At 40.6% G+C, this 16,283-nt stretch carries 14 protein-coding genes; 8 read left to right on the top strand and 6 right to left on the bottom strand.

The features are described 5' to 3' along the window. Positions 1-67: 67 nt before the first annotated feature. Genes EHO58_RS16220 through EHO58_RS16210 form a run of 3 tightly spaced genes read left to right on the top strand, consistent with a single transcriptional unit; the run spans position 68 to position 4,740 of the window. On the top strand, positions 68-1,876 hold the full coding sequence (locus tag EHO58_RS16220) for a sodium-dependent transporter (protein WP_135680630.1): 1,809 nt from the start codon (positions 68-70) through the stop codon (positions 1,874-1,876). 6 nt (positions 1,877-1,882) lie between these two features. Beyond that, on the top strand, positions 1,883-3,880 hold the full coding sequence (locus EHO58_RS16215) for an ATP-dependent DNA helicase (protein WP_135680629.1): 1,998 nt from the start codon (positions 1,883-1,885) through the stop codon (positions 3,878-3,880). Continuing rightward, positions 3,877-4,740, top strand: coding sequence for a hypothetical protein (locus EHO58_RS16210; protein ID WP_135680628.1), 864 nt, complete (start codon positions 3,877-3,879; stop codon positions 4,738-4,740). The genes EHO58_RS16215 and EHO58_RS16210 overlap by 4 nt, the downstream gene beginning before the upstream one ends. Here EHO58_RS16210 and EHO58_RS16205 read toward each other — a convergent pair. Continuing rightward, positions 4,709-5,503 carry a hypothetical protein gene (locus EHO58_RS16205; protein ID WP_100723341.1) on the bottom strand — a complete coding sequence of 265 codons (795 nt, stop codon included), beginning with the start codon at positions 5,501-5,503 and terminating at the stop codon, positions 4,709-4,711. The two genes, EHO58_RS16210 and EHO58_RS16205, sit on opposite strands and share 32 nt — an antisense overlap. 57 nt (positions 5,504-5,560) lie before the next feature. After that, complete coding sequence (gene asnS / locus EHO58_RS16200) at positions 5,561-6,868, bottom strand: asparagine--tRNA ligase (RefSeq protein ID WP_135680627.1); 1,308 nt, start codon at positions 6,866-6,868, stop codon at positions 5,561-5,563. A gap of 80 nt (positions 6,869-6,948) precedes the next feature. Here asnS and folD point away from each other — a divergent pair, with 80 nt between their 5' ends. The 5 genes from folD (at position 6,949) to EHO58_RS16175 (ending at position 12,306) form a co-directional block, all read left to right on the top strand. After that, entirely contained in the window at positions 6,949-7,803 is an 855-nt protein-coding gene (gene folD / locus EHO58_RS16195) for a bifunctional methylenetetrahydrofolate dehydrogenase/methenyltetrahydrofolate cyclohydrolase FolD (protein WP_135680626.1), read from the top strand. Between the two features lie 16 nt (positions 7,804-7,819). After that, entirely contained in the window at positions 7,820-8,785 is a 966-nt protein-coding gene (locus EHO58_RS16190; RefSeq protein WP_135680625.1) for an acetylxylan esterase, read from the top strand. Beyond that, on the top strand, positions 8,782-10,191 hold the full coding sequence (gene cysS / locus EHO58_RS16185; RefSeq protein ID WP_135680624.1) for a cysteine--tRNA ligase: 1,410 nt from the start codon (positions 8,782-8,784) through the stop codon (positions 10,189-10,191). Before EHO58_RS16190 ends, cysS begins: the two co-directional genes overlap by 4 nt. Further along, positions 10,188-10,931, top strand: a complete 744-nt coding sequence (gene rlmB / locus EHO58_RS16180) for a 23S rRNA (guanosine(2251)-2'-O)-methyltransferase RlmB (protein ID WP_135680623.1) — start codon at positions 10,188-10,190, stop codon at positions 10,929-10,931. Before cysS ends, rlmB begins: the two co-directional genes overlap by 4 nt. Positions 10,932-11,124: 193 nt before the next feature. Beyond that, positions 11,125-12,306 (top strand): alpha/beta fold hydrolase, encoded by a 1,182-nt coding sequence (locus EHO58_RS16175; RefSeq protein ID WP_135680622.1) that lies wholly within the window; start codon positions 11,125-11,127, stop codon positions 12,304-12,306. A 27-nt stretch (positions 12,307-12,333) separates the two neighbouring features. Here EHO58_RS16175 and hisF read toward each other — a convergent pair whose 3' ends face one another. The 4 genes from hisF to EHO58_RS16155 are packed head-to-tail and all read right to left on the bottom strand — an operon-like array spanning position 12,334 to position 16,283. Next, positions 12,334-13,101, bottom strand: a complete 768-nt coding sequence (gene hisF / locus EHO58_RS16170) for an imidazole glycerol phosphate synthase subunit HisF (RefSeq protein ID WP_135680621.1) — start codon at positions 13,099-13,101, stop codon at positions 12,334-12,336. Beyond that, the gene (gatA, locus tag EHO58_RS16165; protein ID WP_135680620.1) at positions 13,098-14,558 is read right to left on the bottom strand and encodes an Asp-tRNA(Asn)/Glu-tRNA(Gln) amidotransferase subunit GatA; all 1,461 of its coding nucleotides are present in this window, start codon (positions 14,556-14,558) and stop codon (positions 13,098-13,100) included. The genes hisF and gatA overlap by 4 nt, the downstream gene beginning before the upstream one ends. Then, positions 14,555-14,845, bottom strand: coding sequence for an Asp-tRNA(Asn)/Glu-tRNA(Gln) amidotransferase subunit GatC (gatC, locus tag EHO58_RS16160; protein ID WP_135680619.1), 291 nt, complete (start codon positions 14,843-14,845; stop codon positions 14,555-14,557). The genes gatA and gatC overlap by 4 nt, the downstream gene beginning before the upstream one ends. A gap of 22 nt (positions 14,846-14,867) precedes the next feature. Next, complete coding sequence (locus EHO58_RS16155) at positions 14,868-16,283, bottom strand: undecaprenyl-phosphate glucose phosphotransferase (protein ID WP_135680618.1); 1,416 nt, start codon at positions 16,281-16,283, stop codon at positions 14,868-14,870.

Genomic DNA, 16,283 nt, shown 5'->3' with positions numbered 1-16,283 from the left:
TTTTCCATTCCTAAATCCGAATTCGTTTTGACAAGGAGGACTATTTTACTGGGATTAAGTTCATCACATGTCTAAAGAACCGCCCAAGGAAAGTTGGAAATCCCGTACTGGACTCATATTAACCGTTGCCTCTGGAGCGATCGGACTCGGAAACTTCCTCCGATTTCCGGGACAGGCAGTACAGAATGGAGGAGGAGCTTTCCTTCTCCCCTATATCATCAGTTTTATCCTGGTTGGAATTCCAGTCTGTATCACCGAGTGGGTAATGGGAAGAATGGGTGGTGAACAAGGGCATAGTTTTCCGAATTTGTTCCGTGCCTATCTTTCCGGTGTTCCTCTTAGACTGCTTGGAACGATCGGAGTTACCATTCCTTTATTGATATATGTCTATTATGTTTTTGTAGAAGCTTGGTGTCTTGCCTATGCTTTCGATTTTGTGACCGGAAGTATCAGTTTGAATTCAGGAAATGGGGATCTGAATTCTCTCATCCAAAATTCTTCCAACCATTTCCATACATTGGTGGGAGCAAAGGAAAATGGAAGCGCTGTGCAGGGTAAAATTTTTTACGCCACACTCGCCTGCTTTCTAATGAATTTTATATTAGTATATAGAGGGATCGCAAAAGGACTGGAAGTATTCGCCAAGATCGCTGTTCCTTCAATGCTCATCTGTTCCGTCATCGTTCTCGTCCGAGTATTAACCTTAGATAATATAGAATTAGGTCTCGCACAAATGTGGAACCCAAATTGGTCCGCATTGGGTGAAGCGAAAGTTTGGATCTCTGCTGCAGGCCAGATATTTTTTACTTTGTCTGCCGGTTTCGGGATCGCTTTGGTATTTTCCAGTTATCTCAAAAAAGAGAATGATGTGATCTTATCTTCCGTATCTGCCGCTTCTCTCAACGAGTTTGTAGAAGTTGCATTCGGTGGAATGATCACTATCCCTGTAGCATTTTTATTTTTAGGTGTATCCGCTACTTCTTTTGGAACATTCGGGATGGGATTTATCGCACTTCCTTCCGTATTCGCGTTAATGCCAGGCGGATCTTTTTTCGGAGCGATCTGGTATTTCGTTCTATTCTTAGCGGCACTTACCTCCTCCGTAACTATGTTACAACCTGTGATCGTATTTTTGGAAGAAGCTTTCCATATCAGAAGAAGGACTTCCAGTTTTATACTTTTTATTTTCACATTCGGACTTTCTTTCCCGATCTTATATTTTAATAAAAATTTCAATGCGTTAGACCAAGCGGATTTCTGGGTCGGAACAGTTCTTATTTATATCTTGGCCACTTTACAGATCGTAATTTTCGGTTGGGTGATCGGAGCTAAAAAAGGTTTAGAAGAAGGTCATAAAGGCGCACAGGCTCACCTACCTAAGTTTTTCTGGTGGGTAATCCAATATGTGACACCGGCATTCTTGTTGATCGTATTCGGAATGTTCCTCTACCAAAATCTGGGATCTTATATGAATAAGATGGATGTGGATTGGATGATTGTAAACGCTCCAGTCGGAACAAGCGCAGAAGAAGCAAAATTCCAGGCATTGATCTCTCGTTACGTATTTCTGGCAATTATCGCAGTTTTCGGATTCGTCTATCTACTCGTACATCTTAGCTTAAAAGGTAAGGAAGAATCTAAGAATAAATCCACGAACAAAGTGCTACCAATCTTTTTGGGAAGTTTTATACTGATCTTGGCATTCTTTATGAATATTTTCCCATACAAAGAAACCGGCTCTGTCAAGGCGGCATTCGGATCCGTTTCTCCAGAATTAACATTGGATGGAGCACTCATCATGTGGGTTTCTCTCGGTTTAGTAACCCTTCTATCCTTATATTGTGTAATCAAACTTTTCCGAACCAGGGAAGCGTGAGTCGCTTTGAGTAGAGTAGAAGAACAATTCAAAAAACTTTCCAAACTCTGGCCCGATTTCGAATCCAGAGCGGGCCAGATCCAAATGGCAAATAGTGTAGAACAAGCATTTGCCAGTTCGGAACACTTGATCGTAGAAGCGGGAACCGGTGTTGGAAAATCATTGGCCTATCTAATCCCGGCAGCAATCAGCGCACTCGAAGGAGAAGAGATTGTAGTTATCTCCACAGAAACTAAGGCTCTACAAGACCAGCTTATCCGAAAGGATATCCCTCTTGTTTCTCAAATTTTGGGACAAGAAGTAAAAGCGGAAATCGCGATGGGCGCTTCTAATTATGTTTGTAAAAGAAAATTAGGAAATGTTCTTACCCAAGGAACCTTCGGTCCTGAGATGATGGAACATTTGAATTCCTTTAAGGACTGGGTAAACCAATCCGAATCAGGAAGAAGGCAAGAATATGATGGATATGCCTCCCCTGATTTTTGGTCCAAGGTAACAAGAGAAGCTGATTCTTGTTTAGGAAGAAGTTGCCCTAACTTCTCCCATTCTTTTTATTTTTTAGAAAGAGCTAAATGGCAAAAATCAAATCTACTGATCGTAAACCATTCTTTACTCGCGGCACATATAGCATCCGATTTTAATATTCTTCCTGATTTCAAAAAGATCGTAGTAGATGAGGCTCATAATTTTCCTGAAGTTTTAGGAAATGCATTCAGAATCGAATTATCCTCTTTAGAGATCCAAAAACTTTTGCAAGGTGTATGGAATTCATCTAAAAAATCCGGATTAGGAGCAAGACTGAATTCTCCTAAAATCAATGATCTAACAAATCTTGCGGGAGAAAAACTTTTCCTTTGTTTCAATAAGGTAGTGGGAGAACTTCCACTCAACTTCTATGGATCTCAAAGGATCCGTAGACCGTTAAAAATGGATGGAGGAGAATTAGAAGCAGCATTAGATTCCTTGCAAGAAGCTCTGCTCATAGAATTAAAAAAGTATTCTAAAGACAGCGACGAGATAGAAGAAAAAGAGATCGCGATGGAGATAGAAATGTCTTCAGGTCGTATCGGACAGATCGCAGAAGGTTTACATCTTTTCCGTACGATGGATGAGGGAGAAAGAGTATATTGGGCGGATCCTCCTAATACTAAAACAAAGGAGATGTTCCCGAAACTCCTAACCCAACCTTTAAAGTCAGAAACAATACTCCGAGAAGTTTTAGAACCCCGAACGGAAAGTATGGTATTCACTTCCGCTACACTTTCCACCAATAAGGGTGATCTAAGTTATTTTGCGGATCGGATCGGAAGATTACCTTCCCGTTCTAAACTTGTGGCTTCTCCTTTCCCTTATGAGAAAAATGCACTTTTGTTTTTACCTAAAGATATTAAGGACGCAACTGAATCAGCAGAAAGAAATGCTGCGGACCTTTCTCGTTACATTTTAAAACTGATAGAGCTGACTAAAGGTGGAGCATTCGTTTTATTTACTTCTAATAAATCATTGAATGAAATTATAGAAACGATCCGCCCTCTTACCGATCTACCGGTGATCTCTCAATTGGAGATGGGACCAGAGGCCGCTAAGAATCGATTTTTAGCAGAGAAAGATGCTGTTCTTTTCGGAGTATCTTCTTTCTGGCAGGGTGTGGATATCAGAGGTGATAAACTCAGATCGGTGATCCTGACTAAACTTCCTTTCCAACCTCCGAATGATCCCGTTCTGGAAGCAAGAAGCGAGAAATTAAAAGAGAGAGGTGGAAATCCTTTCAAGGATCTACAACTTCCCTATGCAACCACTGTGCTTAAACAAGGTTTCGGAAGATTGATCCGTTCCGAAAAAGATACAGGGATTGTAAGTCTTTTGGATTCTCGTATCTGGACCAAGTCTTATGGTACTGATCTGATCAATTCACTTCCACCCGCGAAACGGATCTCCGAATGGAACCAACTAAAATTAGAATATTCTAAACTTCCCAATTATTCTTCCGGAGAAGCGGTATGAAACTTAAGAGCCTGGCACTCTTTTTAATCTCTGGAATTTCACTTTTTGCTTGGGAATCCAAGGACAAAACGGAAACGATCGTGAACTGGAGAACCGGTGAGATCATTAAAACCGTAGAGGTCAAACTTCCTAAAATTGCATTTCATCCGGATGATCCTGATTATAATAAGATCGGGACGGCAAAAAATATCACGGAAGCCAGAAATATCGCAAAAGAGACCGCTAAAGAAGAGATTAAGAAATACTTATATAGAAGTATGGAAAATCTAAAATTAGATTCCAATCTTCTTCTTAGGGAAAAAATAGCCCAGGACGAATCCTTTCGGGAAATTTTTCAAGAGATCTATGAAAAGGAACCAATCGAGATCCATAACCAATTTAAAGGAAATCATTTAATAGCAACCGGTGTTCTTTCTTTAAAAGGAAAAAAGGGAATTCTATCCCATATTACCCTGCCCTATTCCTCCGAAAATTTTCCCGAAGCTCATCCAATTCATAATCCCGCGGATTCCTATACAGGATTGATCGTAGATGCAAGACATTTGGATGTTGTGCCTGCTTTATTTTCAGAGATCAGAGACGAGGATGGGATCGGGATCTATTCTCCATTATTCGTTAAAAAAAGTTCCATAGTGAATTACGGATATATTCGTTATTTTTCTAAAGTGCAGGACGCAATGAAGGAAGAAGTCGCCGGTTATAAACCTCTTTTGACTACTGCGTTAGGTGTTTCCGGGAAATTGGGAGCTGATCTTGTGATCTCCAATGAGGATGCGGAGAAGGTCTTGGCCTCCCCAAAATCCAGGGAGGCTCTTTTAAAAGGAAGGGTTATCGTGATTCTAGGGACACCAAAGAAGTAAAAACTTCTTCCGCTTTTTTATAAGACTCGGAGAATAAATAAGCATACCCCAAGTCTAAAAGTTCGGTTCTAGAAAGTTCTTTTTTTCTCGCTTCGTATTTAGGGATGTTTTTGATCCTGTCTGAATACTCAGTCACCTTATCTTCGAAAGAAGGGATCTCGCCTGCACCAGGAAGTTTTTCCAGGATATTGCAAGCTTCTTCGAATTTTCCAATATGAACAAAACATAATCCTAAAGCGGCCAGAACATCTCTGTCTTCCTTTAGGCTTTCCGAATTTTCTTTGAATACTTTAAGAGCTTCTTCAAATTTCCTTAAATGATATAAGGAGAAAAATTCCAGTTTGGAAAAATATCCGTCAGTCCAAAGAGCCTTATACCTTTGGATCAGATCCGCACATGCTTTGTGGGCTCCCACTTCTTCACATGCTTTGATCCCGGTGGTTAAAATAGAATAAGATACTAGGCTGGAAGATGCCTTGAAGTATTCGTGAAATAATACTGCGGCCTCTTTTGCATTTCCTTTAGCTTTATGCAAATAAGCACCCAGCAAAGGTGTAAGGACCGTTTTTCCTTCTAAAGGAAAATTATTGGCAGTATTCGTTTCCGTTTCGAATTCGCAAACCGCTCTTAAATGATTTAAGAACACGTTTTTCGGATTCTTCTCCGCTAGTTTGGATACTTCCTCGTACGCTCCCGTTTCAAAGAGTTCCCAAGCGGACTCTTCTAAGGAAAGCTGTGTGGAAAGGGCGGAACTTTTAGCCATACGATACCTCTATTTCTGGTATCGGCCGGTCGTGATTTTTTCTGCGATTTTTTTTACCTATGGATACAATCTCTCCATCATACGAGGGTAAGGGATACATTCTCGAACATGTTGTAATCCGCAGATCCAGGCGATTAGTCTTTCCGTCCCAAGACCGAAACCTGAGTGCGGAACGGAACCGTATTTTCTGAGCTCCAGATACCATTCATAAGATTCAACAGGAAGGTTTTCTTCCTCTATCCTTTTAGTGATATTTTCGTAACTTTCTTCCCTTTCGGAACCGCCAATGATCTCCCCCACCCCGTCCGGAGCGATCAAGTCGGCGTTAAGAACTGTTCTTGGATCCTCTGGGTTGACCTTCATATAAAATGCTTTTGCTTCTCTCGGATATTTTTGGATAAAAACAGGCCCACCGAATTTTTGGCAAAGCATCTGTTCTCTTTCCGAATTGATATCATCTCCCCAAGTGATATCTTCTCCTTGGGATTGAAGGTATTCCAATGCTTCTTTATAATCGATAAGAGCAAATGGTTTAGAGATATAGTCCAACAACGGCGCAGGATCTCTTTCCAAAACTTTTAGTTCCGGAGCGCATGCTGCCACAGTCTCCCGGATCACAGTTTTTACGAAGTCTTCCTGTAATTTTAGATTTTCTGCATGTGTTAAAAATGCGGTTTCTGCTTCTACCATCCAGAATTCTGTTAAATGCCTTCTGGTTTTACTCTTCTCCGCTCTGAATGTCGGCCCATAACAATATACTTTATTATGAGCGAATATTGCTGTTTCTAAATATAATTGTCCAGTTTGAGCAAGATATGCATTCCCGAGATCAAAGTATTCCGTGGAAAATAATGTTCCTGCAGATTCTCCTATGGAACCGGTTAAGATAGGAGTATCAATTAAAGTGAATTGATTGCTGTGAAAATATTTTCTGATCTGATAAGAAAGTTCACTTCTTACTTTTATAATAGCAAGCTGCTTACTAGAGCGTAACCATAGATGTCTTTGAGAAAGTAAGAAGTCTATCCCATGCTCTTTGGGTGTGATCGGATAATTGTCCGATTCTCCTACCTTCTTAAAAGAAGAAAGTACAAGTTCGAATCCTATGGGAGATTTTTCATTCTCCACTAATTTGCCGATTACCTCGACTGAAGTTTCCTGTTTTAGGTGTTTGATCTCGGTGAATAGATCTTCTCCCAGAATTTCTTTCTCCGCAAGCACCTGTAGGATTTTTCCGGAATTTCTCAGACTTAAAAATTGTCTGGCGTTAGATCCTCTCAAACCGTGAACCCAACCTTGGATACGTACGGTTTGGTTTACATGTTCCGGCAAACGATTTAGGTCAATGGTGGAAACTTCGGACATGATCCTATTTTAAGCATTCTACCCGACTGAAAAGGATTATTTTCGGATGACATCGGGACCGGAAGCTAAATCCTGAACCCATGACTGCGATTTTACTGGATGGCAAAAAACTTTCCCAAAAGATAAAAGATTCTATCGCCGAAGATATCAAAACTCTTACGGCTTCCGGAAAAAAGCCCCCGAAACTCGCAACGATCCTGGTCGGAAGCGATCCTGCTTCTGCCACTTACGTAAATATGAAAGTTAAGTCCTGCCATGCGGTGGGAATGATCTCCGAAAAAATTGAACTTCCTGAAACTACCACCACCCAGGAATTACTTGCAGTCATTGATCGCCTGAATGCGGATCCGGATACTCACGGAATTCTTCTACAACATCCTACACCTCCTCAAATAGACGAAAGAGCTGCATTCGATCGGATCGATTTGAAGAAGGATGTGGACGGAGTTACTACATTGTCCTTCGGGAAATTGTCCATGGGAGTGGAAACCTATCTTCCTTGCACTCCGTACGGTATGGTTCTTCTTTTAAAAGAATACGGGATTGATCCCGCAGGAAAAAGAGCAGTGGTTGTAGGACGTTCTCCTATTTTGGGAAAACCTATGGCGATGCTTCTTACGGAAATGAACGCAACTGTTACACTCTGTCATTCCAGAACCCAAAACTTACCTGAGATCGTGGCCCAAGCGGATATCGTAGTGGGCGCCGTAGGAAAACCTGAATTTATTAAAGCGGACTGGATCAAACCCGGAGCAGTATTATTGGATGCCGGTTATAACGCTGGAAACGTGGGAGACATTGAAATTTCCAAAGCCTGGGAAAAATCCTCCCATTATACTCCTGTTCCGGGAGGTGTAGGACCTATGACAATTTCAGTCCTTCTTCTACAGACATTGTATTCCGCAAAAGATCACTTTACACCCCCGTTGAAATGAAAACGATGTATCTCTGATGGCTATCAGTTTCGACGAGTGCTTCCAGACCTATCCTCCCTTCTCACCTCCAGCGGATTTGGACGATTTTTGGGCGGAGTCGATCCGAGAACTCAAAGGTTTTCCGGTTAAAAACCAAACCAAGGCCCTGCTCAAAGGGACCATTTTAAAAGAAACCATCTACGATATTTCTTTTCAATCTTATGGGAACGCAACACTTACCGGAAGTTTGGTGATCCCAAGAAAAAGAGGAGATCTTCCTGTCCTCGTATATTTCCACGATTATGCAAAAGACAGACCTCAAATTATTAAAGGTCTGACGGAAGCTGGAGTAGCACAACTCATCCTAGACCTAAGAGGTCATGGCACGCAACTCATCCGTCCGGTTCTGAAAGAAGGGGAAATTCCTGACCCTGATTGGACTCCTGGATATTATAGAAAAGGATTAGAGGCAAAAGAATCCTTCTTCTTAAAAGCAAATTACTTAGATGTAATCCGCACGATCGAATTTTTAAGACTTACTGATGGGATTGATGGAGATAAGATCATTCTGGCCGGAAAAGGGATCGGCGCCTCGATGGCATTATTCGGTGCCGCGAATTCTCCGAGAGTAAAAGCACTTATATTAGAAACTCCTAATTTTTGCCATGTAGACGATACCCAATTAAAACTAGGAACTAGCTGGTCCAAAGAAGTTTCGGAGCAGATCGCTAATGCAAAATCCAAAAAAGCTCAGGTAAAAAAGAATCTTTCTTATTTTGATAGTTTGAATTTTTCCAAAAAGATCAAGATCCCTACTCTGGTTTCAGTCGGAATGGAAGATAAGGTTTCTCATCCAAAATCCGTATTTGCATTATTCAATCATTTAGTCTGCGATAAAAGAATGCAGGTATATCCTACAGAAGGAAATGAAGCAGGTGTCGCAGGGGACAAACAGAATTTGGCCAATTTGGAATTCTCGAAAGAGATCCTGTTCCCTGAATGAAAGAAATCCGTTTTCATAATTCTCTTAGCGGAAACAAAGAAGTATTTCGTCCGGAGTTTCCAGATAGAGTCAGAGTATATTCCTGCGGACCTACAGTTTATAACTTCGCTCATTTAGGGAATTTACGTGCATTCTTATTCGTAGACCTTCTAAGAAGGGCCTTAATCGCATTCGGTTATAAACCGGATATGACAATGAATATCACCGATATCGATGATAAGATCATCCGCGAATCTTTAGCGCAAGGTAAAGGGATCAGAGAATTTACCGAACCTTGGGTAAAAGCATTCCAAGAAGATTTAGAATCTTTGAATATTCAAAAACTAGAACATTATCCTAGGGCAACTGACTCCATTCCTTCTATGGTGGAGATCATAAAACATCTTCAAAACCAGGGATTAGTCTACGAAAAAGACGGAAGTTTGTATTATTCTATCTCTAAATTCAAAAATTACGGAAAACTTTCCAAAATTGATGTAAGCGGGATGAAAACAGGTACTCGTTACGATACGGACGAATACGAGAAGGACGATGTAAGGGATTTTGTTCTTTGGAAATTCCCGAAACAAGATGGAGAACCTGCTTGGGAAACTGAGATAGGGTCCGGAAGACCAGGCTGGCATTTGGAATGTTCCGCAATGGTACGCGACGTATATGGTTCCGGAGTGGATATACATACGGGAGGTGTGGACCTCACCTTCCCTCACCATGAAAATGAGATCGCTCAAAGTGAAGGAGCTTATCCGGAAGAATCCTTCGTAAAATATTGGTTACACTCCGAACATTTACTCGTGAACGGAGAAAAGATGGCCAAGTCCAAGGGAAACTTTTTCACCTTGAGGGACTTGGTAAAAGAAGGAGCAGAACCACGAAATATCCGGTTCCTTCTACTCTCTGCACATTATAGAAGCAAATTAAACTTCACAAAAGAAAGATTAGAAGAAGCTTCACAGTCCGTTTCTAAGATCCAAAACTGTATCAATCGATTATTAGAAGAATTATCCAAGTCGGGAAAAATATTCCAGGCTCAGGAAAATGTAGCACCAGGAACCTGGGATGAATTTTTAGAAAGTCTCGCAGATGATCTAAATATTTCTAAATTTCTGGCATCCGTTTTTGAATTGGTAAAAGATTCGAATCAATACTTAGACCAAAACTCTCCGAATGAAAATGAAATTTGGAAAAGATTGGAATTGTTCTATAAAATAGATTCTATTTTAGGGATCTTAAATTTCGAGAGAAAGGTAGAAGTTTTAGACTCCGAGATAGATGAACTCGTGAGACAAAGACAGGAAGCGCGCAAAAACAAAAACTTTGCGGAATCAGACAGACTCAGAGATAAATTGAACGAATTAGGGATCATAATAGAAGACACAAAAGAAGGTCTTCGCTGGAAAAGAAAATGAGCCGCCAGGATTATATCTACGGAAGAAGGAATATCCGAGAGATTCTGGAAAGACATCTCGAAAAAGGTTCAGAACTTTCCTTCCAAGAAATTTGGCTAACTTCCGGAGCCAAAAAAGAATTAGAAGAAATTTTATCCGAATTAGGAGACAAACTTCTGATCAAAGAAGCTTCTCCCAGTAAGTTAGACAAAATGGCTCCCGGTGTAAATCACCAGGGGGTGCTTGCACTTAGGATACAACTCCACCAAGGGGATAAAAAATCGTTCGATTCTCATCTGGAAAATTGTAAGGGTCCTATTCTTGTTTTGGATCGTATCCAAGATCCGGGTAACCTCGGAAATATTTTAAGAACAGCAGAATGTTTCGGAGTCGAAACAGTTCTCATTCCTGATAGAGATTCCTCAGGTATCACTCCTGCAGTGGAAAAAGTTGCCTCAGGTGCACTCGCATATCTAAATGTTTTTAAAGTCGGGAACCTCGCACAAATATTAGAAAAATTGCAAAAACGAAATTTCTGGGTAGTTTCCACTTCCGATAAAGGAACGGAAGATTGGTCCAAAATTCCCGCTTGGGAAGAATTAGTGATCCTGATGGGAAATGAGGGAGAAGGTCTAAAAAGGATCTTAATGGAAAAATCCGATTTTACAGTTCGTATTCCACTTCATGGTCATATCTCCTCACTAAATGTGACAGTTGCCACAGGGATTGTACTGGATCGTTTAAAAAACCGACCGAAGTAAATCTTACTCAAACATTTATTTCCTTTCTGTTACGATATTAATGAACTACATCCATCAAATTCTAGCTTGCGGTTTTTTAGGATTGATACCAAACTTTCTAGAACATGTAGTTTAAACCTTTAGTTTATTACGCTGTAGGAACTCCTACATCCTTACTTCATGTGACTTTGAAATAGTATTTAGGTCTTTTAGTATGAAAAGATTTTTATCTTTCCGAATTCTAGTTTTATTTTTTACACTTTTATCCTTTTGGAACTGTGATTATGTTCAAGACAGGATCACTCCTCCCGACCACAAATCAGTAGCAGAGCAAATCAAGGATTACATTGTTTCGAGTTATTTTGCAGAACAAAATCATGCCTTATATAAATTTTCCACCGTATTTCCGGATATGGCAGTAGGCAGCCTTTCCCCTCTATATTTCCAGGATCCATATTTTCAGCGGAATAATTCCAAAGCAAAAATCGTTCTCATTCACGGTTGGGACTTTGCAGAAAGACAAACAGATCTTCCTACCGATTTTAATAAGAAGGTAGCAAACCTACTTGGAACCTGGAACCAAGGACTTGCATTTATCACTCAGACCACAGATCTTCCAAGTGGTTACGGCTCTACAAGTGTATATGATACTTTCGAAATCTATGTTTTTACTTATAGGACCTCCGACTATATAGAAATAAATGGCAGAAGGTTTATAGATTCTTTAAATGCTGCTTTCACTTCTTCCGACAAGGTTGTAGTTGTGGCGCATTCCATGGGAGGGTTAGTTTCTAGAGCCGCAATCCAACATCCGAATAATACTAAGAATGTGATAGATCATATTGTAAGTTTAGGAACTCCATATTACGGATCTCCCTACTCTTCTCCCCAATATACCGGAAATTTGAGCTCCATCGGAACTATTATCAAGTTTATGACGGACACTCCTGGTGGACAAGGTCTTGCTTATACGAACGGGCTCAGTGCCGGTGTGACTGCCATTTCCCCGCCTATCACGGATGGAACCAACCAAGCATTTAATTTCTTTTTAGAAAGTATGATCGCAAATACTTCCAAGGATTCAATCACGACCGTATATGGTGGAGACATGGGTTCTGGAAATTGTAGCGACAATGTGCACGGTACTACCTATCGAGCTGCGTGTGCAGTGATTACTGCCGGCACACCACCTTTTAATAACTCCGACGGCATTGTTCCTTTAGCTTCTGCATTGTTGAACGGAAGGGCCGGAACACAACATACTGTTACCAATATGGACCATTCTCAGATGTCTTTTAGGAATGAAGGCGGAACAGGCACTGGACTCACCGCAGTGAAAACACATTTTAATAATGTGTTTGCCGAAGTTTTTACGATTATTAGTAGCATCCCGTAGGAAGAAGGTAGCCGATAGGAACTGACTTTAGAGCCGAACCTTAATCCCCATTTCTCTCATATTTTCTTTCGTTTCTTGGATGGTGAATTCTCCAAAATGAAAAATGGATGCAGCAAGTACTGCATCTGCTTTTCCCCTTAATATAGCTTCTACCATATGTTCAGGATTGCCTGCGCCACCGCTTGCAATAATAGGAATTTCTAAATTAGAAGAAAATGATTTTAGAAGTTGGATATCGAAACCTTTTTTGGTTCCGTCGCGATCCATCGAAGTAAGTAAAATTTCTCCGGCTCCTCTTTCTTGGGCTTCTTTTCCCCAATCTAATGCGTCTCTTCCTGTTTCAGTTCTTCCTCCGTGGAGGAATACTTCATATCTTTGTCTGTCAGGATGGAATTTTACATCCACTGCGCATACGATACATTGAGAGCCGTAAATTTCAGCAGCGGCACGAAGAAGGTCCGGATTTTGGAAAGCGGCAGTATTGATGGAAACTTTATCTGCTCCCTTTTCCAAAACAGCTTTCACATCATCTAAGGTGCGAATTCCTCCACCTACTGTGAAAGGGATAAATATCCTTTCTGCAACAGCTTCTACCAAATGTATAAGGATATCTCTTTTATCGCTGGAAGCTGTGATGTCCAAAAAACATAACTCATCCGCGAGGTTTTTTTCGTAAACCACTGCCGACTCTACGGGATCTCCCGCATCCACAAGATTTACGAAATTTACTCCTTTAACTACCCTGCCGTCTTTAATATCAAGGCAGGGAATAATTCTCGCGGCGAGCTCACTCATTTGATCGTTTCAGGCAATTCTACTTTAGAAGCCCAGTCGGAGATCATTTTAGCAAAACCGAATATTTTATCTTCATGTAAAGCAGGAGCCGTGATCTGTAAACCGATCGGAAGTCCTTTCGAATCCGTTCCGATCGGAACAGACATTGCAGGAACTCCAGCTAGGTTCACGGAAGTAGTAAGAATATCCGCTTTATACATTTGGATCGGATCGGAAGTTTTTTCTCCAACCTTGAACGCGGTAGTTGGAGAAGTAGGCTGAAGGATCAGATCCACTTTGGAAAAATAACCTTCATATTCTTTTTTGATCAAAACCCGAGCCTTCTGTGCCCTTCCATAATACGCGTCGTAGTATCCAGCGGATAAGGAGAATGTTCCGAGTAGGATCCTTCGCTGTACTTCTTTCCCGAAACCTTCACTTCTAGTTGTTACATATAGATCTTCCAGTTTACCGCTTGGATCTTTTCTTTGTCCGAAACGGATCCCATCAAATCTGGAAAGGTTGGAAGAACATTCTGCAGTAGCGATAATATAATAAATCGGAATCGAATTGGAAAGAAGTGAAAAATCCAGGTCTACAAGTTGAGCACCCTTGGATTCTAATTCCGCTAAAAGAGACTCGTATGCTTTCGCAATATCGGGTTCTATTTCGGAAGTGATCTTCATCTTACCTATTTTCAATCCTTTCCAAGGAAGTTCTTTTACCTTAGAAGGATCGAATGCGGGAATATTTTTAGAAGTAGCATCTCTTTGATCTTTTCCTGAGATCACCGAATACACATCAATGATCCCGTCTATATCCTTAGATAATGGACCGATCTGATCCAAACTTGATGCATAAGCCACAAGCCCATATCTGGAAACGGTTCCATAAGTAGGTTTTAAACCGTAAATCCCACATAGAGATGCAGGTTGTCTAACGGATCCACCAGTATCAGAACCTAATGCAACAGGTACAAAAGAAGCAGCAACCGCAGCAGCCGATCCTCCGGAAGATCCACCAGGAATTCTTGCGGTATCAAATGGATTTTTTGTAACCTGGTACGCTGAATTCTCAGTAGAAGAACCCATTGCAAACTCATCCATATTCGCTCTTGGGATCAGAACAAAACCTTTTGCCAAAAGTTTTTCGATAGCAGTCGCATGAAATGGAGAACGGTAGTTTTCTAAAATTTTAGAAGCGCAGGAAGTAATCGTATTTTCAATACAGATATTATCCTTCACTCCGATTGGAATTCCATCAAACTCGGAGAGAGGGTTGCCCGATTTTCTTCTTTCAGTACTTTCTGCGGCGGCCTTTAGGATACTTTCTTTTTCCCAAGAAAGAAATGCCTTAATTTTAGAGTCTTCTGCCTCTATACGAGAGACCAAAGATTGGGCTAATTCAATAGGAGTAAATTCTCCCGAATTTAAACCTTTTTTAATATCAGAATATTTTAATTTCCAAAGTTCTTTCATGTTTCGATCACCTTTGGAACTACGAAGTATCCATTTTGGAAGCTAGGTGCGAAAGATTCTATCTGAGAACGATTTAAACCTTCTACCGTCTTGTCCGCGCGAAGTGAATTTCCTTCGTTAGGATATAGGTCCTCGTCGGATACGGAACTCACATTTAACTCTGTGATCGTATCCACATAATTCAGCACTTTATTAAAATCCGTAAGGAAGTTTTGGATATCCTTAGGATCAATTTTGAGCCTAGATAACTCTGCGATTTTTTGAAGGGATTCTTCGTTTAGGTTCACGGCCTTCGTTCTCCTTTTTCCCTTAATAGGCGTTCTTATCCATTACACCCTTTAAAGGTGTAAGCAGGATGATTTTAATATCCAACCAAAGAGACCAGTTTTCTATATAGTAGATATCCGCATCTATCCTATCATCGATAGAAGTGTCCCCTCTCAGACCCTGGACCTGTGCAAGACCGGTAATCCCAGCCTTGACCGCATGCCTTCTCATATAATGTCTATGATCCGTTTTGAATTTTTCGACAAAATGAGGTCTTTCGGGCCTTGGACCCACCACGGACATATCTCCTAAAAGCACATTAAAAAACTGAGGTATTTCGTCAAGGGAGGTCTTACGCAAGATCTTACCAATCCCGGTCACTCTTGGATCATTTTGGACTGTCCAGGTGGTCTCCGACTGGGATTTAGTTTGGACAACCATACTTCTGAATTTGAGCATCTTGAAACTTTTATTATCCAGACCCACTCTTTCCTGATGATAGAACACAGGCCCTCTGGAAGTTAATTTGATGAGAAGTGCAATGATCAAAAATACGGGGGAAAAAAGACTGATAAAGAAAAGAGAAAATAAAATATCAAAACTTCTTTTGATAACTCTGTTATAACCTAGACGAACAGGAATGTTTCGGATAGAAATGACTGGAAGGCCATCCATCTCATCCACTCTTCCTTTCGCCTTAATGAATTCTTGAAAACCGGGAATTACTTTTAAGTCGATACCTTCCGTATCACATGCATCCAAAACGGTTTCCAGACAATCACCTTCCGCATTATTCAAAGCATAAACAACCAGGTCAGGTTTGATCTCGGATAAAACTTTTTCAATCTTATCAGTCTTTCCGACAAGTACCATGTCTTTACGGATTGCCTTAGAATTTCCCGAGCTTACATAGCCGATAATTTCGTATCCGTAGATTTGATGTCTTTGAACAGAATCTGCAAAACGAGCCGCTGTTTCTCTTGTTCCGATCACAAGTACTCTACGTAAATTGTATCCCTTACTTCTGAGATATCTTAAAAATTGGCGGGCAAGAAGATGAAGAAGCCCGATAGAAAAAATATTTGTCCCTGCAAAAACTAAAATGAAGGAACGAGAAAATCTTTCGCTTCCGAAATCGCCTCGAAAGAAGAATAACATGGACAATACGAAGAGTAAATTTAAGAATACTCCTCCGAAAATCGCAAGGAACTCATCCAAGAAAGATAACCCTCTTCTTGGATGATACAGATCTATGAATAAGAAAACGATTACTTGCGAAATGGAAAGAACAGAACCAAGGATAAAATAACTTCCTAGATCAATATAAGATCTATCTACTCCTGTAGGATCTCCTATATAAAAACGAAGAAGGAACGCGAATACACAACTTCCCAATGAGAAGATCAGGTCCAAGAAGACGAATAATAATTTAAAAGTTTGGCTTCTTTCTTTCAGCAT

Source organism: Leptospira selangorensis (assembly GCF_004769405.1).
Taxonomy (GTDB): Bacteria; Spirochaetota; Leptospiria; order Leptospirales; family Leptospiraceae; genus Leptospira_B; species Leptospira_B selangorensis.
Note: the sequence above shows the minus strand (reverse complement) of the source record. Positions and strands in the feature narration are given on the sequence as shown.

Excerpts from the sequence above, each read along its gene's own strand:
- EHO58_RS16220 (WP_135680630.1), top strand. The coding sequence starts at position 68 with ATGTCTAAAGAACCGCCCAAGGAAAGTTGGAAATCCCGTACTGGACTC.
- EHO58_RS16210 (WP_135680628.1), top strand. The coding sequence starts at position 3,877 with ATGAAACTTAAGAGCCTGGCACTCTTTTTAATCTCTGGAATTTCACTT.
- EHO58_RS16205 (WP_100723341.1), bottom strand. The coding sequence starts at position 5,503 with ATGGCTAAAAGTTCCGCCCTTTCCACACAGCTTTCCTTAGAAGAGTCC.
- asnS (WP_135680627.1), bottom strand. The coding sequence starts at position 6,868 with ATGTCCGAAGTTTCCACCATTGACCTAAATCGTTTGCCGGAACATGTA.
- folD (WP_135680626.1), top strand. The coding sequence starts at position 6,949 with ATGACTGCGATTTTACTGGATGGCAAAAAACTTTCCCAAAAGATAAAA.
- EHO58_RS16190 (WP_135680625.1), top strand. The coding sequence starts at position 7,820 with ATGGCTATCAGTTTCGACGAGTGCTTCCAGACCTATCCTCCCTTCTCA.
- cysS (WP_135680624.1), top strand. The coding sequence starts at position 8,782 with ATGAAAGAAATCCGTTTTCATAATTCTCTTAGCGGAAACAAAGAAGTA.
- rlmB (WP_135680623.1), top strand. The coding sequence starts at position 10,188 with ATGAGCCGCCAGGATTATATCTACGGAAGAAGGAATATCCGAGAGATT.
- EHO58_RS16175 (WP_135680622.1), top strand. The coding sequence starts at position 11,125 with ATGAAAAGATTTTTATCTTTCCGAATTCTAGTTTTATTTTTTACACTT.
- hisF (WP_135680621.1), bottom strand. The coding sequence starts at position 13,101 with ATGAGTGAGCTCGCCGCGAGAATTATTCCCTGCCTTGATATTAAAGAC.
- gatA (WP_135680620.1), bottom strand. The coding sequence starts at position 14,558 with ATGAAAGAACTTTGGAAATTAAAATATTCTGATATTAAAAAAGGTTTA.
- EHO58_RS16155 (WP_135680618.1), bottom strand. The coding sequence starts at position 16,283 with ATGCTGAAAGAAAGAAGCCAAACTTTTAAATTATTATTCGTCTTCTTG.